24 protein-coding genes are annotated in these 26,213 nt (G+C 60.5%); 17 read left to right on the top strand and 7 right to left on the bottom strand.

The window, feature by feature from the left end; genetic code table 11:
• Positions 1-629 precede the first annotated feature (629 nt).
• Complete coding sequence (locus JSQ98_RS15190; RefSeq protein WP_346728815.1) at positions 630-761, top strand: helix-turn-helix domain-containing protein; 132 nt, start codon at positions 630-632, stop codon at positions 759-761.
• Positions 762-770: 9 nt separating this feature from the next.
• On the opposite strand, the gene JSQ98_RS14855 is transcribed toward JSQ98_RS15190, so the two are convergent.
• Together JSQ98_RS14855 and JSQ98_RS14850 are read right to left on the bottom strand one after the other, a co-directional pair.
• A complete protein-coding gene (locus JSQ98_RS14855; protein ID WP_211650608.1) occupies positions 771-1,385 on the bottom strand; it encodes a DUF1643 domain-containing protein in 615 nt (204 codons plus the stop codon).
• 48 nt (positions 1,386-1,433) lie between these two features.
• The gene (locus tag JSQ98_RS14850; RefSeq protein ID WP_211650606.1) at positions 1,434-1,994 is read right to left on the bottom strand and encodes a DUF6804 family protein; all 561 of its coding nucleotides are present in this window, start codon (positions 1,992-1,994) and stop codon (positions 1,434-1,436) included.
• A 1,561-nt stretch (positions 1,995-3,555) separates the two neighbouring features.
• Here JSQ98_RS14850 and JSQ98_RS14845 point away from each other — a divergent pair.
• From JSQ98_RS14845 to JSQ98_RS14835, 3 genes are all read left to right on the top strand, one after another.
• A complete protein-coding gene (locus tag JSQ98_RS14845) occupies positions 3,556-5,232 on the top strand; it encodes an N-6 DNA methylase (RefSeq protein WP_346728814.1) in 1,677 nt (558 codons plus the stop codon).
• Entirely contained in the window at positions 5,222-6,121 is a 900-nt protein-coding gene (locus tag JSQ98_RS14840) for a hypothetical protein (protein WP_211650604.1), read from the top strand. The genes JSQ98_RS14845 and JSQ98_RS14840 overlap by 11 nt, the downstream gene beginning before the upstream one ends.
• Before the next feature lie 127 nt (positions 6,122-6,248).
• A complete protein-coding gene (locus JSQ98_RS14835; RefSeq protein ID WP_211650602.1) occupies positions 6,249-7,385 on the top strand; it encodes a restriction endonuclease in 1,137 nt (378 codons plus the stop codon).
• Positions 7,386-7,938: 553 nt separating this feature from the next.
• On the opposite strand, the gene JSQ98_RS14830 is transcribed toward JSQ98_RS14835, so the two are convergent.
• Positions 7,939-8,574 (bottom strand): hypothetical protein, encoded by a 636-nt coding sequence (locus JSQ98_RS14830; RefSeq protein ID WP_211650600.1) that lies wholly within the window; start codon positions 8,572-8,574, stop codon positions 7,939-7,941.
• Positions 8,575-9,561: 987 nt separating this feature from the next.
• On the opposite strand from JSQ98_RS14830, the gene JSQ98_RS14825 reads away from it, so the two are divergent.
• From JSQ98_RS14825 to JSQ98_RS14815, 3 genes are all read left to right on the top strand, one after another.
• Positions 9,562-13,107, top strand: coding sequence for a relaxase domain-containing protein (locus tag JSQ98_RS14825; protein WP_211650599.1), 3,546 nt, complete (start codon positions 9,562-9,564; stop codon positions 13,105-13,107).
• A 439-nt stretch (positions 13,108-13,546) separates the two neighbouring features.
• Positions 13,547-14,098: a hypothetical protein gene (locus tag JSQ98_RS14820; protein WP_211650597.1), complete on the top strand. Its 552-nt coding sequence runs from the start codon at positions 13,547-13,549 to the stop codon at positions 14,096-14,098.
• A gap of 300 nt (positions 14,099-14,398) precedes the next feature.
• Complete coding sequence (locus JSQ98_RS14815) at positions 14,399-14,620, top strand: hypothetical protein (protein WP_211650595.1); 222 nt, start codon at positions 14,399-14,401, stop codon at positions 14,618-14,620.
• A 2,303-nt stretch (positions 14,621-16,923) separates the two neighbouring features.
• Here JSQ98_RS14815 and JSQ98_RS14810 read toward each other — a convergent pair.
• From JSQ98_RS14810 to JSQ98_RS14800, 3 genes are all read right to left on the bottom strand, one after another.
• Entirely contained in the window at positions 16,924-17,163 is a 240-nt protein-coding gene (locus JSQ98_RS14810; RefSeq protein ID WP_211650593.1) for a hypothetical protein, read from the bottom strand.
• 761 nt (positions 17,164-17,924) lie between these two features.
• The gene (locus JSQ98_RS14805; protein ID WP_211650591.1) at positions 17,925-18,164 is read right to left on the bottom strand and encodes a BrnT family toxin; all 240 of its coding nucleotides are present in this window, start codon (positions 18,162-18,164) and stop codon (positions 17,925-17,927) included.
• A complete protein-coding gene (locus JSQ98_RS14800) occupies positions 18,161-18,421 on the bottom strand; it encodes a ribbon-helix-helix protein, CopG family (protein ID WP_211650589.1) in 261 nt (86 codons plus the stop codon). The genes JSQ98_RS14805 and JSQ98_RS14800 overlap by 4 nt, the downstream gene beginning before the upstream one ends.
• A gap of 678 nt (positions 18,422-19,099) precedes the next feature.
• Between JSQ98_RS14800 and JSQ98_RS14795 the strand changes: the two genes are divergently transcribed.
• The 10 genes from JSQ98_RS14795 (at position 19,100) to JSQ98_RS14750 (ending at position 23,487) form a co-directional block, all read left to right on the top strand.
• Positions 19,100-19,243 (top strand): hypothetical protein, encoded by a 144-nt coding sequence (locus tag JSQ98_RS14795; RefSeq protein WP_211650588.1) that lies wholly within the window; start codon positions 19,100-19,102, stop codon positions 19,241-19,243.
• Between the two features lie 309 nt (positions 19,244-19,552).
• A complete protein-coding gene (locus tag JSQ98_RS14790) occupies positions 19,553-19,771 on the top strand; it encodes a hypothetical protein (RefSeq protein WP_211650587.1) in 219 nt (72 codons plus the stop codon).
• Between the two features lie 49 nt (positions 19,772-19,820).
• Positions 19,821-20,192 carry a hypothetical protein gene (locus JSQ98_RS14785; RefSeq protein WP_211650586.1) on the top strand — a complete coding sequence of 124 codons (372 nt, stop codon included), beginning with the start codon at positions 19,821-19,823 and terminating at the stop codon, positions 20,190-20,192.
• Positions 20,193-20,251: 59 nt separating this feature from the next.
• Positions 20,252-20,455, top strand: coding sequence for a hypothetical protein (locus tag JSQ98_RS14780; RefSeq protein WP_211650585.1), 204 nt, complete (start codon positions 20,252-20,254; stop codon positions 20,453-20,455).
• A gap of 325 nt (positions 20,456-20,780) precedes the next feature.
• Positions 20,781-21,032 carry a glutaredoxin-like protein NrdH gene (nrdH, locus tag JSQ98_RS14775; RefSeq protein WP_211650584.1) on the top strand — a complete coding sequence of 84 codons (252 nt, stop codon included), beginning with the start codon at positions 20,781-20,783 and terminating at the stop codon, positions 21,030-21,032.
• A 30-nt stretch (positions 21,033-21,062) separates the two neighbouring features.
• Entirely contained in the window at positions 21,063-21,254 is a 192-nt protein-coding gene (locus JSQ98_RS14770) for a hypothetical protein (protein WP_211650583.1), read from the top strand.
• 32 nt (positions 21,255-21,286) lie between these two features.
• Positions 21,287-21,772 carry a thermonuclease family protein gene (locus tag JSQ98_RS14765; RefSeq protein WP_211650582.1) on the top strand — a complete coding sequence of 162 codons (486 nt, stop codon included), beginning with the start codon at positions 21,287-21,289 and terminating at the stop codon, positions 21,770-21,772.
• Positions 21,773-22,083: 311 nt separating this feature from the next.
• Positions 22,084-22,221 (top strand): hypothetical protein, encoded by a 138-nt coding sequence (locus JSQ98_RS14760; protein WP_211650581.1) that lies wholly within the window; start codon positions 22,084-22,086, stop codon positions 22,219-22,221.
• Between the two features lie 86 nt (positions 22,222-22,307).
• On the top strand, positions 22,308-23,099 hold the full coding sequence (locus tag JSQ98_RS14755) for a ParA family protein (protein ID WP_211650580.1): 792 nt from the start codon (positions 22,308-22,310) through the stop codon (positions 23,097-23,099).
• A complete protein-coding gene (locus JSQ98_RS14750) occupies positions 23,092-23,487 on the top strand; it encodes a ParB family protein (protein ID WP_211650579.1) in 396 nt (131 codons plus the stop codon). Before JSQ98_RS14755 ends, JSQ98_RS14750 begins: the two co-directional genes overlap by 8 nt.
• A 516-nt stretch (positions 23,488-24,003) precedes the next feature.
• Here the strand turns inward: JSQ98_RS14750 and JSQ98_RS14745 are convergent.
• The coding region (locus tag JSQ98_RS14745) for a DUF7507 domain-containing protein (protein ID WP_211650578.1) at positions 24,004-26,213 on the bottom strand (2,210 nt) is incomplete at its 5' end.

Genomic DNA, 26,213 nt, shown 5'->3' with positions numbered 1-26,213 from the left:
GAGGTGCACGCTAGGCAAGTCACAGAGCAGTCATGTTCTGAGCTCACAAATTACGTCGAGTCAATCTCTCGGCTTAGCAGTGGGCTCGCGTCACCACGTTGGCAGCAAAAAATGATCTTTTGGCGAGACTTTGACATAGCTGCTCCCGCCATGGAATATGCACGTCATCTCAACGAACTCGTCGCACCTGTGCGGGAGGTCGAATTTCGTCAAAGTGTCTATAAAAGAATCGCTAAGCCGGCTCCCAACACACGAGGCGACGAATACTGGGATGCGGTCGACAAGCTGAACTCATCGGTGGAGAAAGCGCTGCGCCTTCTTGAAGTTGCTGAGCGATCTCGAGTAGCCACCGCTGACTTTTTTAGAGAGTGGAAGCGTGGCAGAGGCCATGTGCGAAAGAGCTACTCTAAGAGCGTACTAGGGCCGAATAGCGCTGGAGGCGACTAATAGGGGGTCGGCTCGAAGGCTCATTCGCAAGGAAGCGTTGCAACTGCCCCAGATGGAAGGCAGTTCCTTCTCTATATGCTCGCCTAAATCGCTGAATTCGAGTATGACCTCATCGTAGAACGCAGACAGGACAGTCTTGCCGCTGTCGAGCTCGAGGTCGTAAAGGTGGCCGACGTCCGAAAATGACGGAGAACCAGATCAAGCAGGCGAGAGCCATGTACGACACCGGCGACCATACAGTGCAGGAGATCACCGATACCTTAGGAGTCGGCCGCGCTACGATCTATCGACATCTTGAGCGCGAGAAGTTCTAGATGGCCCGCTTATGGCGATGGTAGCCAGTCGATCAAACGTGTCGTTCCTGAGACGTAGAGCGGATGCTTCGGATGCCCCGTAGCGTTGACCTTCAGCGCCTTCATGTTGGGGAGCAGCGATTTGACGAATTCGGCTCGGGAGCGATCTGCGTGGTTGCCCCATCCTCCGACGACGGTGCCCGTCGCTGCTGCAAGGAATAGATCGTTCTCGGGCCCGATCGGGTCAGTTGCGGCCTTCATGTCCTTTGGTTTAGTTGCCCGATACGCGTAGAGGTTGAGAATTAGCATGCTGCCGAATCCGTTGAACTTCGCGATCTTGACGCATTGCTTCAAGGTGGGATCGAGCTTGGTCGCGTCGGCAGTGCTGGGGTTCAGCAAGATATACGTCAGCTGGGGGAGAGCAGTGTCCCAGACGCGCGTGAGCGAGTACCGGTAGGGGCCACGTATATCTGCTGCTGCTGTGATGAATTCCGGCACAACGTCTACTTGGGCCATAGGGCCACCTCTACGCACTGACTGACTGACCGGCCGAAAGCGCCCCGTGCGCGGGCGCAATGCGGTTGCGATGCACGCGGCACCCAGGACCATGCTGGCCGCGACCAGCACACTCAGAAACTTCTTCACGCCCGCCCTCATCAGCAAGAGCGCAAGTTGTGCGCCTGGAGGATTCACCTAGCACGTTGGATCGTTCGTGAACGGATCAAAACCGCACGAGTCTTCGTAGTCATACTCGTCGTTGTAAACAGTGTCATTCGCGTCAGAATTGAAGGCGCCCATAATTGAGGGGATCGCGAACAAACCTGCGATGAGAAGTGTCACTCCCCACCAAGGCCATCGGGGCTTTCCCGATTCGGTTTTGGTGTTTCTCACTTCAGGTATAAAGCAGCCGGAGAATATAAATACGACGGCGACGATGACGTCAATCACCATCCATGTGGTTTGGGGTAGTGATGCAGTAGCACCGACAAAGAAAGTGACACTCACAATCACACCAACGATTGACCATCCTGGTTTCTGTGCTCTTACCGCATGAACGATGATCAACACACATGCCGCGTGTACCCAAACTCGAAAGAACTGGTAGTAACCGTAGGGGAGGTCGAGTACCGCGATCAAAGCGAACACGGCGACCACGATGAGCGGCAGAAGTGCAGGTCGCCGTTCCAGAAATGACTTGGGCTCGTTCGGCTTCGCGTTCCGAAGGAGATCTAGTAGGTCGTCGTTATTTCGCACGAGCTGATACTTGCATCATGGGCCGCCAAGAGCAAAAGAGTGAGAACAACACCGATGCCCGTCCGTGCTTTTTGTGAAGCCGGGAAGAATTTGGCAGCGCTAGTCGTAATTTATGTTTGCGTTTCAGTCGTCTTTTATGCAGTATCTATTCGGCTCAGGACCCGTGTTCTATGCGTGGGTTTCACCGCTTGAAGCTGTCTTCTAGAAACTGACTGCTAACGACGAGATCCCGACTTGTTCACATTCCGCACGGATTGCGCGGAGTTCTGAGGCACAGTATTAGCGGCTTCATTAGTGATGGGAACCGTTCAGTTGGACACAGCGCCGAGTCGTCTAAGCGCTTCTCGTAGATTCTGTCGGTTTCTCGCTATCGCTGCTTGTTTACGTCGGGTTTCATCATCGATCCACGCGGTTGGTTGCCTATATGGCTTGTTGAGACGGTAGATGTTCCGCCGCAGAGTTCTTGCGGTGGCACCGTCCTGCGACTCTTCTGACCGTACAGACAGAACGCCCATGTCGATAAGTTCTGCGAGCCCTCGCTTTCTACTTGAGCGTGAGATTCCGTACCTTTCCTCGAAGTGGGCGCCAGCAATAAAAAATTCGAATTTGTCGGTTCGCGTCATGGCTAGTGCGCAGAGATACATCGCTACGCCCGCTCCTGAAAGTTGACCAGCGATTCCGTTCACCCAAAAAGCTCGTGGTACAGACAGATAAGACTGGGATCCATATGGTGGTGCATAAGGCACGATGGACCCATCGTCGTCGACAGGGGTCGCTTCGTTGTGTAGTTCAATATGTGTCTTCGGCCCAAAATGGTTCAGCGTAACGAACCCGCGTTGTTCGAGTTCGGAAAGCGCATCGCGGATAGCGCGAGCGCCCTCTTCTTTCGGGCTATCTCGGTCCAACAGCTCGGCCCAGTACGCTGCAACACGGCTCGTTGTGTATGGAGGACGCGCATTTACCCAGATCAAAGTCATCAATAGCGTGATTCGGAGTGCTCCTCCTTTGCCTCCAGCTGACCCTCTCGTGCGGAGAAGCGCCATGAGGGGCGTGGGGCTTTCATCATCCGGTGCACGCTCAACGAAGGTACGTCGGATTGGGCAAGAATCTCGAGTCACCGTTTCCGCGAGACGGTCGCTCATCGTGTGCTCCTTTTGCCAAATTCGCTTTTCCGGTAGACTGCCGGCAAGTACTGACGCGGGATGACGGACAGTACCTCTCTAGGGGTTCCGTTAGGGCAAGTATAGGGGTCCAGTTAGACCTAAGTAAAGGGTCCAGTTACAACAGTTGCGCAGTTTTGCAAACGTATGCTATAATGACCATGGTGGTTAATCCACGCTATTTCCGGGCTCGAACTTTCCGGGGTCCACACCTGATCAGGGTTGGAGCCGGGGCGAACAGGCCCATGGTCTCGCGGCTCTTGGGCTCGTCCAGGCGGGAAGTAGCGGCCGATCTCGCTGGGAGTCCACTCCTCAGTGAGATCGGCCCTTTTACTTTTCAAAGGCTCCCTATAACCGTCCGGCTAAGGCAATGTCGGTGGCTTATCCCATAGTGTGATGCTGTGTTCCATGACTCTGATGTGCCCGCCCTGACCGATACGTTAGCAGCGCGAAAAGCACGAGGTGCATTCTTCACCCCGGACGGCATCACTCAGCACATCGCCCAGTGGGCGATCCGAACCTCCGCGGACAACGTGCTTGAACCCAGCACCGGTGAGGCCGCGTTCCTGACTGCCGCTGTGGAGCGTCTGATCACGCTTGGTGCGACCGAACCGATGGTGCATGGTGTCGAGATCCATGAACCAAGCGCACACGCCGCACAAGCGATGGTCGCGGCGATCGGTGGTCAGGCAGAGATCACGGTTAGCGATTTCTTCCTCGTCGACCCCACCCCGACGTTCGATGCAATCATCGGAAACCCGCCATTCATCCGGTACCAGGAGTGGACGGGCGAGCAGCGCGACCGCGCCCGGTTCGCCGCCCTGCATCAAGGCGTCGCCCTCACTGGATTGTCGTCGAGCTGGGCGGCGTTCGTTGCTCACTCCGCAGGGTTCCTGAAGCCAGGTGGCCGGCTCGGCCTAGTCCTTCCAGCAGAGCTGTTGAGCGTGAACTACGCGGCCCCGATCAGACGCTTCTTGCTGGAGAGCTTCGCCAGCGTCGAACTTGTCGTATTCGACGAGCAAGTGTTCCCTGACGCAGAAGCGGACACCGTGCTGGTCAAGGCCGATGGGTGGAAGCAGGCTCCGAACGGTCGCGCCTCGCTGCGACAAACCCGTAACGCTACGACCCTTGAGGTGCTGGAATCTGGCACCAGCTGGGCGCCGATCGATGCCGGCGACCGGTGGACACCGATGGCTCTGTCTGACTCCACTGCTACCGTCATGTCCCGCCTCGCAGGAGATGACGCCTTCGGGCCGCTTGAGATTTACGGCGACACCACGCTCGGCGCGGTCACCGGTGGGAACCGGTTCTTCGCTCTCTCGCCGGCGCGTGTCCGGGAACTGGGCATTCCTCGACGTGACTTGCTCCGCATCAGCCCTCCGGGTAGTTCTCACCTCCGAGGGCTCACGCTCACGGATTCCGGCCTGACCCGCCTCGGGCAACGAGACCAGCCCACCTGGCTTCTCTGGCCAAGCAATACCCCTGCAGAGGCCACGCTGCGCTACATCGAGTTCGGACACGCTACCGGTGTCGATCAGGCGTACAAATGCCGCGTCAGGAAGACCTGGTGGCGCGTCCCGATCCTTGATGCGCCAGATCTCTTCCTCACCTGCATGAACGCGGACACTGCGCGGTTGACCACCAACAAAGCTGGGGCCCGCCATTTGAACAGCATTCACGGTGTTTACTTGCGTTCGGAGTTGCGCGATATCGGCCGCGATGTGCTCCCCGTAGCATCGCTGAACTCGATGACGTTGCTCTCTGCAGAACTCGTTGGACGCTCTTATGGCGGCGGGATCTTGAAGATTGAACCGAGAGAGGCAGACCGGTGGTGGATGCCTTCACCTGCCCTGCTTACTGAGCATCGCGATGCGCTTGCAGCGGTGAAACCGCGCGTACAGAGACTTCTGCAAAGAAAGGACCTTCTCGGTGCAGTCGCGCTGGTCGACAAGATCCTGTTCCAGGGCGTGCTTTCGACGCTCGAGTTGGACGCGCTTCGTGCAGATCACCGCGCTCTGACGTCGCGTAGGACGGTCCGCGGACGCAGCGGCGGAAAGGCGCAGGCCGATGGTAATTAAGCCGGATTCGTTTACCCCGTTTGATGCCACGCTTGCTGCGGCGCTCCTCAGCGACCCGTGGACTCACGGACCTGGACAGCGACCCGTGTACGCGCCGGACTACCGACTTGCCGAAAGTCTTCTTACTATCCCGGTTGCTGCGAACAAGGGATGGGCCAGCGGTGCCCTCGCCAACGGTGTCGATTCATGGTTGGCTCACGAACTCCGCCGATCCGGTTTCGGTCCTGACGAAGTCTGGCCACGCGCAACACGACCACGCGTCGTGCCCCGCGACATTGCCGTACTCCTTGAAAAACTGCCACGCGCGCTCTCTGAGGAGGTGCGAGCAAAGCTCATGGCTATGCCTGTCGTCGCCCCGACGGACGCGAAAGTACTGGGCCGAGCCTACGACAAGCAAGTCGATGTCGCGATCGCCCGCTGGGATCGGGGCCCCGAGCTCCTCCTCAGCACTAAAACCATGGTGTCGTCGTTCGGTAAGAACCTCAGCAACCGGTTCGAAGAGGCTTACGGAGACGCCGGCAACCTCCGGAGCCGGTACCCACTCGCTGCTGTCGGGTTCTTCTTCGTCCAGCGCGACACCATCCTCACTCAAGAGCCCGAGGCATTCGAGAAGACCGTCGACATGATGCGCAAACTCCGCGACATCGGCGGCGGCAACGGCTACACCGCCACAGGCCTCGCCCTCGTCAGCTGGTCAGACGATGACCCAACAGTGAGCGTCAATCTCGATCATGTTCCCGAGGACGTCCGCCCCGAACAGTTCATGACAAAGATGATCGAACAGATCCTCGCCGCAACATCAGTCACCCACCACGTCGAGGTTCGCAGTAAGTATGAACGACGCGATATTCCCGTCGTAGAAGACGATAGCGAAACTGACCTGTTGTGATCAATTTCGCCAGCGTCCTTCAGTCCTGAAACGGAGCCTTGTAATGGCATGGAGTCGAGAACGAGCGTACCGGTATGTCGCTGGGCCCGCGTATCAGATAGGTCGGATGTGGGCTCAGGCTCCGCTCATGGGTCCTCAAAAATGGCCTGAGTTGATTTCGCTGGGTGATGAGTCGCTGCAGCTCGCGATATCGAAGATTAGAATGCATGACCCGGACTGGCAGTCGGAGGTCTTTTTCAATGACCTCCACCTGGCCCTAAGAAATCATCAACTTGCCTGCTCGATGGTTTCGCGGGATGACACTGTGGCGGCTTTCTTGAGGAAGAACCGGATGCCGCACGTCCGCAGTGAGGAACTACGGGAACATCTTTGGCAGACGCTACTCTCCCAGGGGCTTCCCACCTCAGATGGCAAGGTGTCGCATGAGGTTCGCGCCGCGATAACGAGCTATGTGGCGGAGCACATCGGTAACGCTTGGCTATGGTTCGGTGGGCCACATCTTCCCCTCGGACTTGCCGCTTCTGTGCTCACATACTCCCGCCTAATGGCCGACCTCGCAGTAGTCGAGAACGAAACGTTCTACGACGATCAAGGCCTTCCGGCTCGCTCTCATTATGGGTCTATCCGTATCACGACAGAATCGATCATTCTGTCATCCGTACACGACCAAATCGCAGGAAAACTCCCGTTTCATCCCAGAAACTGGGCGGAACTCAACATTCGCGACCTGTATGGGGCCGCAATCGCTGAGGCGGCCCGAATGATACGCGCTGTGGAGAACGCACGGGAAAGGCGCCGTCAGCGAAGAGAGCGGCTCGAGCAACACGCGGGAAGTCTCGCACTCTGGCAGCAGACTCATCACGCACCTCAACCAGTCCGCTACGGGCTGTCGCCGATTGGAGCAGAGTTGTGGGTGCAAGATTGGCTTCTGCACATGGGAGCAAGCGACTCTACCGTCACGCAAGCCAGTGGCGATGGCGGCATCGACATAACGTCGACTTACTTCATTTCGCAGGTAAAGCTCTACGTTGGCTCGGTGGGTATTGCTGACATCCGTGAGTTTATTGGTGTCGCAAGTTATGACGGTGACCGTAGGGCGCCGCTCTTCTTCACCAGCGGCCAATATCCGTCGTCAGCAATTCAGATCGCTGACCAAACCGGGATGGCGCTCTTTCATTTCGCTGCCGAAACTGGAGTTGTCACCGGGATCAATTCTCTGGCCCAGGAATACGCCATGTATGGCTTCTTTGAGCGCCTGGAGTGAGTCGACTGCTTCTTGCAGCCATCGTCCTAACGCGTTTCATCTGTTTGCTCATGTGCCCATCTCCTCAGCGCAGAGTGGTTTCCTCCACCTATCCGAAGTGCGCCCACTTGTTGCTTCTCGGATAGGCGGAGGAAACCCTTAGCGGGCTACACGCGGATAGTCTTACCGCAGTTTCCGCAACGCATGAGACCGTGCTGCGTCACTTTCACACCTACAAACTTGTGGCGGCAATAGGGGCAAGTAAGAGTGGGGATTGAAACCATGATCGTGACTCCTTTGTCTGTGCTGATGCCGGTGTTGAGCTCCGTAGTGGCAGCTACTGGTCAGCATAAACACCACCACCGACATTGGAGGCGCGAAGGGCGTCGGCCCCCGAGCCGCTCTTGCTGGATGACTTCGAAAGATCCTGTCACCGTTGCTGAGCCTCGCCACCTGAGGTGATATCTGTTGCTCGCACGAGGCAGGGTTTCGGTGGTGCATTTGGGGTGGCATACCCAGCGGGTGCACCGTCCCGAATAGGGCTGGTGAGATCGGAGTTGTTACGTCGTCGTTTCTAAAGTAACCCGTCGAGGATCCGATTGGCCTCTCGCATTTCGCGTGCGCGGCCCCAATCAGCGAGGTCAGCAGCGATTGCGGCCCTCCCCGGTGTGAGTACCTCAGCTATGCGCAGGCGGACGTTTCCATCAACTTGCTCATGCAGCAGGTAGTCACTTTTCAGGTCCTTGATCGCGGACGGCGCGACATATCCCTCCACCACATCGCCGGCCATCATGCCCGATCCCGGTGCGCCGACTCCAGAAAGAAGGATTCGATCGTCGCTTCGCATCTCTCTGGCGTCTTCTGGGTGCGCGAAAAACACCTGCAACCCGGCACGAGCCGACACCTTCGTTGCGAGTACACGAGCTGGGCTCTCCGCATCACGGAGTTCTTGAATGTGGCGTTTAAGTCGAGCTCGTTCAGCGTCCCGAATCCCAGCAAGGTTCTCGCCGTTGAGGATTCCGAGCAGTAACCATGCCATGCGGTATGACAGCGGCCGCGCATTGCGCGGTCGCCACTCCACCGCTGCGTCTTCGAGAATGATGCTGCCATCACTGAGTCTGAACGCGGGCAGCGCCCCCGAGTTCGCCAGCCGGTACGCGCGACCGCGACTGATCCCCTTGGCCTTCGCAAACTCGCTCACCCTCTGCATAACACTAGAGTATGCAGATGTAACCCTAAGTGTTATGAGAATGTACCACGACGTCAGGGAACCGCATCTAGTGGCTCGGTAGGCGCGGACGGTCACCAGATCGGCCGGTGCAACTTTAAGTGCCTAAAATTGCATTCGGCGGCTTCTGATGCAACTTTAAGTCCAGAGGGTCTTATTCGCGTCTACGACTGAGTGTCGACGACGCTCTAGATCCAACGTGGTCGAGAGTGGTTCTTTCGCATATGTCCTCTGGCTATGACGCGATACGGGACAGTGCAATCGCCAGGCAAATGTCGCGTCGCGACATTGTTGACCACGTCCACCGGAGACACTTCGCTAGGGAGGACGATCGTCAGCGGTGTCGTCCTACCGCCATGATTGCTTGTCGCGAGGAGCAGAGCTTGATGTCGTGCAGCTCGAATCCGCGGATCCTCTTGGTTGCTGTCAGTGTCGTTTCAGAGGCGCTTCCGAGACAGCGACTGCAACTCGACATTCAGCGACACGACATTCGCCTACAGTGTCGTGGACGAATGTCGAGTGAGTCGAGCAGCGACAGTGACGGCTCGATCGAGGTTGCGTTCTGACTACTCGACAGGGACACCAGTGAGAGTCAGCTCATGACATTGCCGTTGCGCGAGTGGGGCTACGTGCCGGATGGAAACCTCAAGTGAGTCTCTGTGCCGACTTACGACCAAGACCGAAAACGGTACGAGCCCGACCGCACTCCCGCGGCACGGAGAGGAATTTGGGATCACATACTGTTCTCACCCCAGCATGCTCTTTATCTCACCCATACTTCTCTCTCACCTTCAATCACACATTTACTCTCACCTTCTCCTACCCGCTTCCCTTCCTTCGCTTGCTCGCCCACCACATTTCACCTTCTGCAGCACCTACTCGATATCTTTGCGCTCTTCCAGAAGCACATAATCTACCAATGGTAGAATCCATCACAGCATCGCTTTCGGAGCGGCTTGACGGGTGGGAGTGGCATTGAGTAAGGGTGGGTTTGGGGCTTTTCGGGGCTCCGCTCAGACTGCCGAGAGTTACCTGCTGGAACGTGATTCTGACCGTCTCGATGATTACTACCGCGAGGGCCAGGAGCGCACCGTCGAGCACGGTTCTGTCGGGGTACTCGGGGTCGAAATTGGTGAGTTGACGCCGGAGCAGTTTCGGGCGTGGATGGAGCACCGTGACCCGATCACTGATGAGGTGCGGGGCACGTTCCGGCAGCGCACGTTCATTAACAGTGAGGGCCTCGAGGAGGTCGGTGGGACACCGCTCTACCAAGAGACGATCATCAGCGTCGATAAGACATTGAGTATCGCGGCCGCTGCCGATCCCGAGATCGCGGCCGTGCTTGAACGTGCCATGAGTCGTGGATGCGAGCAAGCTGCCGCAGCCATTTTTGGGCACGCCGTCACCCGGATCGGTCCCAAAGGGTCGCAGCGACAGGTGAAGCTTGATCGGGTCGAGTACACGAGCGTGCAGCATGCGACGAGCCGTGCCGGTGATCCGCACTTTCACCGGCACATGCAGATCCTCCCCGTCGGCAAGATCGGGGACAGTTGGCGTGCGCTCGATGGGCGCACCCTGTACCGTCTCGCGGCGCGCGTAAACCAAGCCGCTGACCTCACGATTGCGACCGATGTGGAATTGCGTCAGGTGCTCGCTGCGAAGGGACTGACGTGGGAGCCGGCCCCCGGCGGTGGACGGATCGTGGAGTACGCGGACCTCGTCGATGCGCACTCGCAGCGTCGCGACCAGGTCGCGACCAACCGTGAAGCGCTTGAAGTGTCATGGCGGATGGCACACCCAGGCCAAGAGCCAGGCCCTCGACAGCGACAGGCATGGGATACCCACGGGTGGGCACAAGAACGGCCCAGCAAAGAACCCACACGCGACATGACCCCAGAAGGCATCGCCGCACGTATCGCTACGGTAGAACCCTCGAACTCGTCACACCGGGTCGCGGGTCAGACCGCAGACCAGATCGATCCGCGCGTAATCGCTGAAGGTGCGTTGGAGGACCTGAGCCGAGCGCATTCAGCATGGTCAGCCGCTGACATGCAAGCCGCCATCGATGGACGTCTGCAACAGACGTACCTGATCGGTGCCGAGGGCCTTTCAGGGCTGCGCTCGGCAGCGCTGGATGCCGTCATGGAGCGCAGCGTGAACTTCCTCGACCACGGAGTCACCGTGGAAGGTGTGCGCCACTTCACGAGCGACTACGTGCTCGCCGTGGATGAACGACTCACCGACGCACTGACTAACCGTGCCCTGATCCCCGGCGAGAACGGCACCGTAAATGCTGACCGTGGCGAGTTCACGCTCAGCGAAGCGCAACAGTTCGCCGCAGAAGCGATCGCCGGAACGCACGAGCTCGTCGTGGTGCAAGGCGCGGCAGGTGCCGGGAAAACGACGATGCTCGAAGCCGCCCAGGAAGCCCTCGCACGACAAGGCCGCCGCATGGTCGCGGTGTCCCCCACCAAGCGTGGCGCGCTAGAGGCGGGTGATGTGCTGGGTGTCGATGGGGAGAGCGTTCACGCGCTCCTGTACCGTGCTGGGGCACATGTCGATATGAGTACTGGGCGGTGGGTGCTGCCGAAGGTGTGGCGGGAGCAGCCGGAGCATTTGCGCATGGACGAGCGCACCGTGCTCGTGGTCGACGAAGCCGGGATGCTCGACCAAGACACCGCCGCCGCCCTACACGCCTACATTGATTCGCAACATGTCGGCTCACTCGTGCTCACCGGTGACGCCGCACAGCTTTCCGCGGTAGGACGGGGTGGCTATTTGAATCGTGCCGCGCAGCTGGCCGGGGTCTCACTCGACCTCGATGATGTGCGCCGCTTCCGCACCCCCGAAGGTGACGTCGACGAACAGTACGCGCAGTTGTCGTTGCAGATGCGTGAACGGGAGGACGCGGGCGACGCATTTGATCAACTCGTTGCACGCGGGCTCGTGAAGATCGGCACCCCCGAGGAGCAACTCGAACGGGTGGCCGATACCGTCGCGCTTGAAACACGGATGGGACGCAGCTCGATCGTGGTCACATCCACAAACGCTGCCGCACAGCAGGTCAACCACGCAGTATTCAACCGGCTCGTAAATGAAGGGCTCATCGACACGGCCGGGTACCGGGTGATCGGTCGTGATGGTGATCCAATTGCTGCCGGTGTGAAGATTGCGACACGTGAGAACGATCGTGAACTCGGGGTCGCGAACCGGATGACATGGACGGTGCGCAGCGTGAACGAAGACGGACGAGTGACCGTGTTCGATGAGAGCGGCCGCCACCGCACCCTCGACGCGGAGTACGTCGCCCAGAACGTGCAGCTCGCCTACGCCGTAACCACTCAAGGCGCCCAAGGCATGACCGTGGACACCGCGCACATGCTCCTCAGCGACGAAACCGCCGCAGCGGGTGCGTATGTCGGGATGACGCGCGGCCGTGACGCAAACGTACTGCACGCTGTCGCCTACGACCTCGCAGACGCCCGACAACAGTTCATTGACGCGTTCGAGCGCGACTCCGCAGACCTCGGCCTTGACGCGGCACGCGCTCAGGTCGCCCGTGACCTGACCGGACTCGTGACAGATGACTCGGCGCGCATCACTGAGTACCGTCAACAGCTCGAGGCGGAGGCCGTAAAGCATGAGCAGAAGGCGCAAGTCGCCGAGCAACATGCCGCAGATCTCGACGCCCGCGTCACCGCCTACGAGAAACAGGCGAAAGCACTGCTCGATGGGCACCGCGCCGCCGACCGCGGAGCTGCCGAGCGCGTCGCCGAAGCTGAACAGGCCCATGCCGCGTGGGAGAAATACGCGGAGCAGACCGAAGCCGAGACCGCTCAGGTTGCGCTCACGGATGGCCGTGAAGTGCTTGAAGCGCGCGCCCGCGTCGATGATGCCGCAGCGCAGGTACAAGCCGGAAACGTATTCACTCGTCGCGGGCTGGAGCGCCAGCAGGAGACCATCACGGAGCAATGGCAGCAGGTTCGTGAGCGCGCCCAGGCCCTTTGGGGTGGCGCTCCGGGCAGCAAGCACGAGCTACAGCAGTGGGTTACGCGAGCCAGTAAGCAGCACCCGCGCACCATTGAAGCCCGCCAGAACGTGGAACGTGCGCGCGGGGGTGTGGGGCAGGCGACCACCGACCGGATGCGGCAGCTCGCCGAACACCGTCAGGAAACCGACACTCTTCGGAGTGAGGTCATAGGCACTTACCCGAAACGCAACGCGCTCGGGAACGAGAAAACGGTGCCGCTCGATGAGCAGACCGCGGCCCAATGGGCGAAGCAGCACCGACAAAACGCTGCCGAGCACCGCGACCAGGCGCACGAGGCGCGTGGCGAAGCGTCGAAATTGGGCGAGCTGACTCCCCAGGACGCTGCGCAGCGCATTGCAGATCGTGAAGCTGTCGCCCCTGCGGAGCAGTCACGCACCGAGCAAGTATTTGCAGAGATGCAGGCGCGGCGAGAGGCCCAGCAGCATGACCGCGACCGGGACCGCGTCCGCGGAATCGGCTGGTAATGCACTCATGGCAGACGGGTCGGTGATGGGCCATCCGAGCGTAAGAAGAGACAACCCATGAGCAAAGTGACGTCGTAGACGTTTCAGTGGCCTGAAATCCTGGCTAGCTTTTGTAGCAAAAGGGTTAGTCTCCGGTGCCCCGTGGATTTAGCGGTGGTACTAAACAGCCTGCGGGCCCCGTCAGCCATTCGTCGCCTGCGGCGATGTCGCAGACGAGCTGGAATTCGACGGCTACCGATTCGGGGACGGCCTGCTGATCGGAGGGGCTTTGCTAAACGGATTACAAGAACGTCGGCCAGGGCTCCCTTGGCAGCATCGGCATGTATAACTCGCCCTGGGCGAAGTAGTTGCTGGGGTCGTCGCCTGCGCTAAGTTGCTGGGAATGGCGGCCCCGCGCCACCACATTGCAGGACCAAGTTCTAATCGAGAAGAGGAAATCATGTTCGTGGGCGACAACCGATTCCTCGAAACGCGTCAGCTGGCGTACCAATTCATTGCTGACTGGGGCGACAACCCATCGTGGAATGTGGTCCTACAGCCTCAGAGCCAATATTCGATCGATTGGAATCGGGCTGCAGCTAAGAAGGCTGAGGCACAGAAGGCTGTTGATCTGAAACGGTCAGGCCAGTTCCTAGAGTCAGCGTCGATATATGTCCGGATGATGCATGCTGAACATCGCATTTTCGAGGACCACCTGATCGGCATGTACAAGGCGGTGGCTGCGGCCGGGGACCTGTTTTATGGGAAGCACCTGCTGCTGCGCCTACGCAGCATCTACTTCATGGAGGTGAACCGCGGGGTGCTGGCTGGCTGGGGGCCCGAGCGGGCGGATGATCATCTTCGTCAGATGGAGAGTGCCATTCAGCACCCTGTCGCCCTGGAGAAGTACCTCCGGAGCATCGCCGGTAACCCGGATTACCAGCTCCAGCGCCCGTATGACGAGTCGGCATGGGAAATCAAAGGTTACGATTGGGCCCAGGCAACCTCGTAGCTGCCGAGGACAACGCGGCAACGGAATCGTTCTTCAGCTTGTTGCAAAAGAAGGTTCTCGATTACAAGGGGTGAGTCAGAGCATCGGCTTGCAATCGAGCCGATGCTCTGACTCACCCCTTCAACTACGTGGAATGCCTATAACCAGTTTTCTCGTTCGCTGGCTTATTTCTTCGATGACGCCGGGTCCTCCTTAGCGAGTTCCGTACGGAACAGTGCAGCTGTGAAGAAGCTTGGGCCAGAGGGTACTTTCGCGGCGTGTCTACCTGAATCTGAATCATCATGCGGAATGATCAGTCACATGCCCCAACCCAGCAAAGGCGAGCGTGACCAGTTCACAGTGCGTGTGCCGGTTGACTTCGCAAAAATTCTTACCCAGAAGGCCGAAGAAGAAGGATTTCGCTACACAAGCGAGTTCTTCATCGAGCTCGCCGCTCGTGCTCTCGACCTTCCACAGTTCTCCCCCGTCCACAAGGAGAACCAACTAGACATGCTCAAGGAGGTCCACTCCAGAGCCGCATAAACGAGGAAACCCCCCACCTTGCAGGGCGGGGGGTTTCAGAAGCTAAGGCTTGATCTTCGATGTTTGCCGACGGAGAGATCAAGCGAGGTAAGGAACCGGCTTGCAGGCCGGGGCCTTGGTGTATCTATTTGCGAAAGCGAGTTCATCATAACACGCTCACTTCGTGCTGTCCCATATGTGGAACACGTGTCTTCGTCGATCGCTCAGCTCGAGCTCACGACGCAGGAAGCGTGGTCCCTTGCGTCAGTGATGAGTCCGCGGCCCACGGTTCGTGTGGCTGGCGTCGACGTCGACGGCACCGTGCTCAATGAATATCCGGAAGCCCGCGTTACTCCCCTCAGCGCCGAAGCGCCCGAATTGCCCTGGGCTGTCTATCTCACCGACACGCGCCGCAACTACTGGCTCCTCTGTTTCGACCTTGACGGGAAAACGCCCGAGACTGCGACGGCCGCGGTGCAGGACACCACCGAGATTGCTTCGCTCCTGGCCGACGCCGGCCTCGATCCCGTCGTGTGCGCCTCAAACCCTCGCGGCGGCCGCCACATCTGGGTCGCTCTCGCAGAGCCCGTGACGCACGACCTCGTTACGCGCATGACCGCGCTTATGCGCCCGCTCTACAGGACCCTCGATCTCTCCCCCATCAACAACGCTGTAGCCGGCTGTGTGCGATCGCCCGGTGCCCCGCACCGTCATGGCGGCCGCTCAACGATCCTCTCGGGTTCCCTGAACGCGCTCACACACCCCACTGGCACCGTCGCCGGCATCACCGCTCTCATCGAACGACTCTCAGATCTCGTCACAGAACGCGCAGACGAGACCTCCGACCAGTTCGCCGGTGATATTTCGACGGACGACCACCGGCACCCATTCATCCCTGGCACCAAGCGACGCCTCCCGGCGCAAGCCACAGAAGCTCTCAATACCGATGCCGCCAAAGCGGATGCGAGCGCGGTCCTGTGGCGAGTGCTCACCGGAGCTGCGTCAGCGCACTGGCAGTACGCGGACGTCGCCAGGCTCGTGCGCTCAGCCCCCGGCCTCGAACACGTCCGCACTGTCGCATCTGGCGGTCGCCGCGTACGGCGTGCACCAGAGAAGGCGACTGAGATCCTCCGCCGGCAGTGGTCCCGCGCCGTCGCGTTCATCGCGAGTGGGCGCCGACCCGCTGGGAGCGACCCCACGTTCGACTCCCGCGCCGATCTCGTCGCTCAGCAAGTGATGACTCTGCAGACGCGAGCGGATGCAACAGTGGGACGGTGGAACCGCGGAGGTGGCCCCGCCGATCGCCGCATCCTCGATGCCCTCTGCGTACTCGCCCTCAGCGCCGTCAAGAGCGACGTAGAGGCCGACATCAGGCGCCTCGCCCTCATGGTCGGACTGGGCCGTGAAACGGCCCGTACGGCGCTCCGGCGTCTCTCAGAAGACGGTTGGATCGAGCGCACATCCAGGGCTCTGGAGGGACGTGCAGCGCACTGGACGATCAGCCCAGGAGCAGTTATTCACACGTTCCCCGGATGTGGCCGGTCACAAGCGGCCCTCCGCCCCCCTGGGTCTGGTGCTGGCTTGCGAAGCGCTCTCTTGCTGGAACTGAAATCTCGTATCAACTCACTGGCCCATGACCTCTTTACTTCTCGAGGGTTGGGAATCTACGCCGGGAATGTCTACTCGAGATGCGCTGCCGAGCCTCTCCCCCTTGGTGAAATCTCTCGACTCACGGGATCCGACGCTTCACAGTCAGTACAAAGGCTCACGGAACTGACGGAACACGGTGTACTCACGCTGACCCGTTTCGGCTGGCATAAAAACAGCCAGACGGCGCTCGACGCGGCCGCGCAACGCGTCGGTGTGACCGGCACGCTTTCTTCACGCGCCGAGCTGTACCAGGTTGAACGATCTACCTGGAGTTGGTGGCTGAGCGAACTTGAGTGGATGCACACACCGAAGAAGGACCGTGGACATCGAGCCAGCATGGGTCAACTCGTTCTGGACTCTGAACTGGCTACTCCCCCAGCGCGGGTGTACCCGCGCACTGATGCAGGGAAGGCAGACCATCGTGTCGCTCGCGCGTACGTCGAAGGAGAGGTCCAACTTCCCGAACGGCCTCGCCCAGTTCCCGTCACTGACGCGGAACGACTCATTGTCGAGATTTTGGGCGGGGTTGCCGTCGACACGATCCCGTTGCCCGAGCCGACTCACTCAGGGCCGTTTGGTGGAGCGCATTATGGAGCTCACGGCTTCCCACGAGCAGCCACACCAGAATCCGGGAGAGTTCGGTTCGCTCCTATTCCACACCGCAGCGCGTGAAATCAGACGGCGCTCGCGGAGGCGACCCCGCCGACCGCCGCGTGCTCGGTGCGCTGAGCATCCTTGCCCGGCAAGCCCTCAGCTCCGATCTGGAGGCCGATACCCGACGCCTGGCACTCATGGCGGGGATCGGCCGTGAAACGGCGCGCACAGCGCTGCTGCGCCTCGCAGGAGACGACTGGATCATTCGCACCAACGAGGCCGAAGGTCGCAGCGCCGCACACTGGAAAATCGGCCCTCACGTCGTTATCCACAGCAACCCCGTAGCCCGGTCACAAGTCACACCCTCCCCGGCAGCGGGGCAGCCGCACGAAACGCGCTGCTGCTCGAACTCACAAACCGGCTGGACGACGCAGCCCACGACCTCTTCACCCTCGGAGCACTAGGGCTCCACGTTGGGAACGTCTATGCACGCTGCACTCACGATCCTCTCTCACTCGGAGAACTCGCCCAGCTCACCGGATCAGATGCAGCTCAGACGGTGCAGACACTCACGCAGCTCATCGAAGCCGACGTGCTGCTGCTCGGCGGTCGACGGCCGCGGCGCTACCGGACGCCTGGCAGTTCGCGCCGAGCGCTACGCCGTCGAGCGCGAACTGTGGGCCTGGTGGCGCGCAGAGCTGGACTGGATGAACACGCCCCGAACTGAACGCCCGAAGCGCCCCGCACCAGGTCAACTCGTGCTCATGCCTGACCTTGGTCCAACCCCTCACCCGATTCATCCCCGCGCCGCCCGCTGCATCATCACCGGCACCACTCCCCCAGCTCGATCACGACCCGTGCCCGTATCCGACGCCGAACGCATCATCATGGATGTACTCAGCGCAAAACCGATCGCGACAATGCCGCTCCCCCGTTCCCACGACGAGACGCAACCAGACCCTATCGAAGGCAAAGCGCAGCGCGGCAGCCCTATCGTGAACGAACCGACCGCACAACGACGGTTCGATTTGTCGGATGACGCACAGGCCGCCCACCTGACGGAGTAGGCAGCTAGGTTGCGTCAGAGCACGAGCCTTCGGTATTCAGCTCGGGCCTTCATCGCGTGGATGATTTCAACTTCGCCGTCGTCCCAGAGCAGCACGACGATTTCGAGCAGCCGCCCTGCGGTATCCAGGCCGATGCGCAGCTCGCGTTGCGGGTTCTCATCGTCCAGCGGGCCGCCCGCGAGTACCGAGCGTGCGGCAGCTCTCGCGTCTTCGTCGCTAATTCCGTGCTTGCGTGCCGACGGAGAGACGATCACGCGTGCGCCCACTGGCGCACGGCGGCACGGATCGCGGCCGAGCGATCGAGCCCTTCGCGCTCGGCACGTTCCATCAGCTCGGCAAGTTCTGCGTCAGAGAACCGTGTTGGCACGACCTGTGACGCGCGCTCAGCACGGGGTGGTCTCCCCCACCGCTTCTGGAGCTCGTCCACGTTGTAACCGGCCTCGGCCTCGTCAGCCCATGCCTGCACTTGCGCGTCAGTGACCTCGCGCCCCTGAATCATTCGCTTGCTCATACTCTCATTGTATTACGAAATACGAAATGCAGCAATCGGATTACCGTGCGTCAGTGACACCGATGCAGCGCCTCACCTACCCACAATGTGCACAGCCCAGTTATCGCGGGGCTGGCCTGCACCCAGTGTGGATAGCTGAGCGATCACATGCGGGGGCCGCAACGCGACCCCGAGAAGAGCCGTGCACTCGAAGAGCTGCACCTGTTGACGGCCGCACGCGGCCGCAGCGCCTGAACGCTACACGTTCTTTTGCCGTGAAGCCTGCGGCATTCTACGTTCGCTCCCCTCCACGCAAGCCGCTGCGCGGCCACCTCCGCCGAGATTTTCCGGCCGCATCGCTGCGCTCCTTATTCCGGCCAGAAATTCTCTCCCCCGGCGCCTATAACCCCATAAGACCTAATGAAAGGTAAGACCATAAAAGCCGCCCAAGTTTTCCGTTCGGTACCGCACACATCGCCGGAGCTGACGAGTTCCACTGCTCGACCGCTGAACAGTTCCGCCAGGCAATCGGCTCCGGCGTGTTCATGTCGCTTGGTGCAAGCCAGCTCGCAGCAGTATCCGGCCGCTACGACCGCGGCGGCCTACTGTTCACCGCCCGCATCCTTCCATTCACGCGAACCGGCGACCGCTACGCGGCCGCTCGAAACATGGCCGCGCTCGTGAGCACCACCCCGCTCGATGAAATTGAAATCGCGCGAGTACGCCCGCGGCATCGAGCACGCGAAGATCGAAGGCGTCTACACCGACCAGCTCGCCCGCGTCCTGCTCGCCCTGGACTACGACGGCACCGAGGCGCTGAATCCCCGCTACTGGCAGCAATAGACCTATAAGGGATATTAGAGCCAGTCGCAGCCCGCCGCTAGCTCGACGGAGCGCGAGGGGCAACCGCCCCTCGCGCTCCCCCACCTACATCGACGGCCGCAAGCGGCCGACCATATCGGAACGCTGCGCGTTCTTTTGCCGTGAAGCCTGAGGCAGTCTACGGTCGCTCCACCTTCGCACCACCCCTTTCGCGGCATATCCTCGCTCGCTGCGCTCGCTCCGGTATTCCACGGCGGGTTGCACTCCGGCTGCGCTCACTACGAAGGCGTAAACGCCGTCACGGCAAAAAACGAGAGGGAGAGAGGCACCATGCAGAGCATCAGCACCATCACGACCGTCGTTCCCGTCGTTGACGACACCGAGATTCCGCGGCAGCTTCGCAAGCTCGCAGAGCGCGACGAAAACCTTATGAGCTACGCGCACAGCGGCAGCAGTCTCGCAAGTATCGTGGCGATCGCTGGCCCCGAGTTCGTGACGTTCGTGACCTTCGTGGACACGCTGACCCGCGACCCGGAAACCATCAAGTAGTAGACCTAATCGACCCAATAAGACTATAAGGCCTAAAAGAGATAAGGCCATGAGCATCAAAGTTCCTGAGATTGGCACTCGCGTTATGGGCCTGCTCAACCTGGGCGGCCGGGGTACCTGCCTTTGCTTCGCTACCGTCACCGGCCGCCGCCGCGAGGAAGGATCGCGAACTGTCACCGCTATCGAGGTCGAGCACGACGGCGGCGAGCTGGGCAACTACCGCATGAACACCTACCCGGACTTCTGGGAGCTGGCCGCAGATCACCATGTGAGCGGAGCTGACGTGCAGTCGGTACGCGGGGAAGGGTGGCAAGCGCGCTTCGGCCGCTCCCCCGTTCGAGCTACGCACGCTGAGGCGGTTGAAGACGCCCGCCAATGGTGGGCAGTGAAAGCCGAACCGAAAAGGCCTAAATTCCATTAGACCTATTAGTTGGAATAGACCTATAAACCCCATAACCCTCAAACTTGGAAGGTTGATCCATGACCATCACCGCCGAGCACCTGACCATCACCCTCGAAAACGGCCGTGAGCTGACCGACCGAACCCCCGTCGAGCTGGCGCACAAGTGGGCCGGGGCCGAGCACAGCGAAGATTGGCAGCAGCTCAGCGCCGCAAAGCAGAGCATCGAAATCACGGCCGCGCTCGAGGCCCTCAACCGTGCAGCCCAGGAGCACAGCGAATGAGTGCCCGGCGCCCCGGCGCTGCACCGGCCGCATTCGCGACCGGGGCCGCTGACAGAGCGCGGCCATGCGTCGGCCGCTGCGCGACCGCCCATCTTTCAAATCGTATTTTGCCGTGAAGCCTGCGGCGATCTACGTTCGCTCCATCTACACGCAAGTGTTTTCGCGGCATATCCTCGCGTCTCTCGCTGGCGCTCGGCCGCTCCGGTCTTCCACGGTCACTTGCCCTCCGGCTGTGCTCGCTACGAAGGCACATGGTGCCTTCACGGCAAAAAACGTGAGGGGAGTGTCAGAGGAACCGAGGCACTGAGCAGGAAAGGAACCGATCATGAGCTTCACCGTCACCGTCTATAGCAAGCCGAGCTGCGTGCAGTGCAACGCGACCTATCGGGCGCTCGATAACAAGGGCATCAACTACCAGGTGATCGACGTGGGCGCCGACGCCGAAGCCGCCGAGTATGTCGAGGGGCTGGGCTACATGCAGGCACCCGTCGTCGTCACCGATGACGAGCACTGGTTAGGCTTTCGTCCCGACAAGATCGAAGCGCTCTCGCAGCGACTCACTGACACCGCGGAATAGACCCATAAGACCCATAAACGGGGAACTATCATGCTGACCAAAGAAGAGCGCGCCGCGTGGATCGCGAAGCGCGAGGCCGAGCACCAGAAGATCAAAGACCGCATCCGTGCAGCCGGGATCAAGTACCCGCTGGGCTGGGATGAAAGGGGATCGAGTGCGAAAGATATGTGGGAAGACCGCTTGATCCGCTCTATCGACCGGCTCGAAGGGAAGAGCGGGTGAGGGCGGGCGCGCGGCGCACGATCCTTGCAGGCGTGCTCGCAATCGCAAGCGCTACCGGCCTACAGAGCTGCACCGAGACGAGCGCGGCCGACGCCGAGCTACTGCCCGCTGAGAGCGCACAAGTGATCGCCGTAGTAGACGGCGTCACCATCGACGTGCAGATGGCCGGGGGAGAGGCGCGCGTGCGCCTCATCGGCCTCGATACACCCGAAATCAACCGCGACGGCGGGCAGGATGACTGCTACGCGCAAGAAGCCCGCGACGAGCTGAACACAATGGTCTACGGGAAGGCGGTCGAGCTGCGCGCCGATCCTACTCAGGATGACACCGACCGCTACGGGCGACTGCTGCGCCACGTCTACATCGACGGACAGAGCGCAGCCGTCGTGCTGCTCGAAGCAGGAGCCGCGCACGAGTACACCTACGATGCGCCCTACATCGGCCAGACCGAGCGCCGCGACGCAGAGCGCGCCGCGCAGGCCGACGAGCTGGGAATGTGGGGGAGCTGCACCGGATAACCTGCCGAAACTATAGACACAACTAGACCTATTGGATACTATAGACCTATAAACCCCATAATCCCAAAACCGAACCGAGAGGAAAGATTAGGACCACCTTCATCAGCTTCACCGGGAACCTGGCCAAGGCACCCGAGCTGCGCACCGACAAGAACGGCCGCCCCTACACCTTCGCTCGTGTCATCCGCACGGATCGTGTGAACAAGGGCGGCGAGTTTGAGGACGGTGGCACCGAAGGCTACGAGGTTGCAGTCTAGGGAGCCGACGCCGAGGCGCTGTGCGGCCTTGCTGAGCGTTGCGGGAACGTGCGCGTGGACGTCGCAGACGAAGAGCTGCTGGACACCTACACGAACGACGAGGGCAACGCCCGCACCGTTCGCAAGGTGCTCGATGCAGAGGTGACCGTGAGCCTTCGCGGCCAGACCGTCACCGTCGATCGCCGGAACTAGACCGTCGAGATAGTGGGCTGCCAAGCTGCAGCGCACTATCTCCCCAATAGGGGTATTAGTACCATTAGAATTGAAAGAAGGGCACCATGATTCTTGCGTATTGCAACCAGAAGGGCGGAGTGGGGAAGTCCACCACCGTCTACCACCACGCCCGCGCCGCGATCCTCGACGGACAGCGCGTGCTTGTGATCGACGCCGACCCGCAGGGCAACATCACCAGCGTTCTCACCGAAGACATGCGAGAGGGCGACGTCGGAGTGGCAGACGCGCTCAGTAGCCGCAGCGAAGACACGCTGGCCGACGTGCTCGTGCCCGGTATCTGGGAAGGCCTCACGGTCGCGCCGACCGTGGGCGACAACCTGGCCGACGTGCGAAACGAACTCGTTATCTCATCGGAGCCAGGTCGCGAATCGCGGCTGCGCGCGCAGCTCGGCGCGATCCAGGCCGAATATGACCTGGTGCTCATCGACTGTGGCCCCGCTATCGACCCGCTGACGATCAGCGCACTCACGGCAGCCGAGGCAGTCGTGATCGTCTCACAGTCGAAGCTGTGGAGCGTCAACGGCCTCGCGAAGCTCATGACCACCGTGGGCCAGGTGCGCGAGCACTATAACCCGCAGCTCACGGTCGCCGGTCTGGTGCTCAACGCGCACGAGGCGCACACACTCGCGGGAGGCCACTGGGCCGACGAGCTGACGGCGGCCGCCGAGGCCGCACAGCTCCCGATTCTTACCCCACCCGTGCCGAAGCGGCAGGCAATCGCAGATGCCACCGAGACGGCCCGCGGCTTGGACGAAGGCGACGCGCAGGCGCGCGACCTCACCGCGATCTACGCCGCACATATCGACCAGCTCATGAAGGGAACTGCTCATGTCTAAGAGACCCGAACGCCGACGCTCACAACTCGGCGGCCTGTCGCCCGTAGCTCCGACGAGCGGCCGCATCGAAATGGCACAACCGGCCCCTGAGAGAACAGCACCCACAGCGGCCGCGCCCGCTGCGCCAAAGCGCACCGTGACGGCCGCCAGCTCGAAGCCTGGCACCCGCACGAAGATGGGCTATTACGCCGCCCCGGAGGATAGCGAACGCATCCGGGCAGCGTTCATCGCAGCGAGGAACGCAGGGCGGCCGTATCGGTCACTCTCCGACTTCCAGCTTGAAGCAATTCTCGACAAGGTAGTGCAGCTCGAAGCCGAACTGCACGGCGGCCTACCGTTCGAGGGAGCACCCGCGCACAGCCTTTCACCCGGCCGCCCGATCGAGTAGGGGAGCAATCACAATGGCAATCAACGAGGAACAGCGCTAGCTCGCCGCCGAGGTCGACGAGCTGGCGCGTACGCTCGCGCACTCAACCCGCGACGTACCGCACCCCCGCGACTCATACCGGCTGTTCGGTGAGCTAGGCGCGACCATTGACCACCTAGCGCAGATAATCGACCAGCTCGGCAAGTGGCACAGCCGCACCGAGGACGGAACGCACTACGACGGCGAAGACGACGACGGCACCGGCAGCGCCCGTGCGGCCGCTGACGAGCTGGCCACCGCAGCAAACATGCTCAGGCTGGCATCGAGTAATGTTCACCGCGCACACGGCCACAAAGGCGTCGTGCGTTGGTATAAGGAACCCCAGGGAAACTGATTAGCGCGCTACAGATCATCTACTATGTCGGGATCGCGTAGGGATCGTCGGGTTTGGAGCCTCATGGCTGATCCGCCGCAAGTGGGTCACCGAAGGCCCGCTGGCGGTGGATGAGAAGTTGTTGCTGCTCGGGGGAGCAAGGTTCACACCATGAACGCCTGTTTTTGACGTCCTCGCTTTCGTGCGACGGCAAAAAGCACTCCACCGGCAGCCAATATGAGGAACCCGGCCGTTATCGCAGTATAAGAAGCGTCACCACCGGTCTGTGCTAGGTGTTGATTGTCTGTGTCCGGACCCTGGTTATTTCCCGCCTCGGGGTCGGGATAGGTGCCGCCGTCAGTCGGATCGTCCCCACCGCCAGGCAGCGGTTCTTCCGTTTCGGGAACATCGACAGGAATATCAACAGTCGAGATGTTAGAGATGAGAATTTCTCCACGCGCAGCGACTTCCGCCGTTGCGCTATTTGACAGTACTTTTTCTCGGAGATCAGCTGCGACGACAATGTAGGTGGCCGAGCAATTGAGAGTTCCACCCGGGGCAACACTTGTTGAAGGGCAGTTGATCGCGCTTAACTCGCCCGCACCGCTAAAATCTGTGTCGTTGATCGTAACGTTGGTCAGGGTGATGTTTCCGGTGTTCAAGATTGTGAACGTATAGTCGATCTCTTGGCCTTGAGTAGTGACGGCTGTCGCTGTGGCGGTTTTCGTGAAATCGAATGCCGGACGTGGGTCGATTGTCGTGCTCGCTGAGGAAGCCTCTGAGATGACCGGATCGTTACCGTACAGTGCGTTCGCAATCGCTGTGTTGTGAATAGTCCCGGCATCGACGTCAGCCTGCGTGAGGGTGTAGCTCGCCGCACAGGCAGTGAAGGCTCCCGGTAGCAGGTTAGTCACAGGACAGGTCACTGCTGACAGTTCTCCCGTCCCGCTAAACGAGTCTTCGGTAATGGACACCGTATCGACCGTCACGTTGCCGGTATTCGTCACTAAAAACGAGTAATCCACTGCGTCCCCCGCTGCCGTAGCTGCCAGAGCATCGGCGCTTTTCAGGAGGCTGATCGCGGGGCTCGCGGTAACAGGAATGTCGAATGTTGAAGGATCGGACTCAATGGGAATATCGAAGCCTTCGGCCGTGCCGGAAGCGTTCGCTGTGTTGCTCACTCCTTCGTTGTCGACGTCAGTCTGAGTGAGGGTGTAGCTCGCCGCGCAGGTCATCTGCGCTCCTGGCTCTAGGGAGGGTGACGGGCAGGCTGGAGACGACAACGATCCCGAACCTGTGAATGCACCTTCTGAAATCGTGATCCCGTTGATGGGGACATTACCGGTGTTCGTCACTACGAACGAGTAGGTGATGATGGTGCCGAATACGTAGTCGGCCGGATCGGCTGGCGTTGCAGATTTCACCATGGTCAGGCTCGGTAGTGCAGTGAATACGACTTCTACGGTGATTGTTGAGTCTGCACGCTGACCGCTGCTGTCAGTGATGCGGTAGGGGAGCGGCGGAGTAGTTCCGAAGTATCCGGGGGCCGGGGTGAACTCGACATCTCCGGTTTCAGTGTCGACAACATAGAGTCCTTCTGGTGTCGTGAGGCGTGTGACTTCAATGTCACCGTCCAGTAGCCGGAGTGAACCGGGGACAATCTCGGCTCCGGTCCCTGGTTCATCGTTCCCGGGAGCGTTTATTATCACGGGCACACCTTCAGGGGTGCTGGCAGTATCTGCAATCGCGGTAGGGCTCGGTGCGTCCAGCATGAGGGATACGTTGTCGACATAGCCATCGTTGGCAGGGGCCGTATACCGCACGGCGTCGATTGTGATGACGGCTTCGCGTGCCCCTGCTGGAAGACGCACGGTCTCTGAGAAGTGAATAAAACCAGAGATATTGCCTCGATCAGTGGACGTGGCCGGTCCGAATTCAACGGCAGCCAATTCGGTTCCGTCTGCATCGTAGAAGGTGTAGGTCACTTGGGCATGATCCCGCTGGTTGGCGTACCCACCGATATAGACCGAAAGGAGTGCGTCTACCTGGCCGTTATCGATCGCGGCGGCCGAGGTGCTGAGACTGATTGTTTGAGTAGCGGTTGATACCGCACCGACTCCGGCGAAGAGTCCGCTGCCGCCTGGATAGGTTTCACCAGTAAGGCCGGATGAGTTGACAATCACGGAACCCGGGTAGCCGCCGGTTCCGTGGGTGGCTCGATGGAGCGATCCGGTCCATCCTGCCGTTGTCGGCTGCTCTGCGTCACCGTTCACCACCAGCTCACCGGGTTGAGTAACGAGGGCGTCTGCTTGCGCTGCTGGAGAGACAAGGCCCAGGACTAACGCGCTGGCGATGACGGCCACCGCGGTGGCCG

The organism is Leucobacter manosquensis, from assembly GCF_018304845.1.
Classification (GTDB): Bacteria; Actinomycetota; Actinomycetes; order Actinomycetales; family Microbacteriaceae; genus Leucobacter; species Leucobacter alluvii.
The sequence above is the reverse complement of the archived record's forward strand: the minus strand, read 5'-3'. Positions and strand labels throughout refer to the sequence as shown.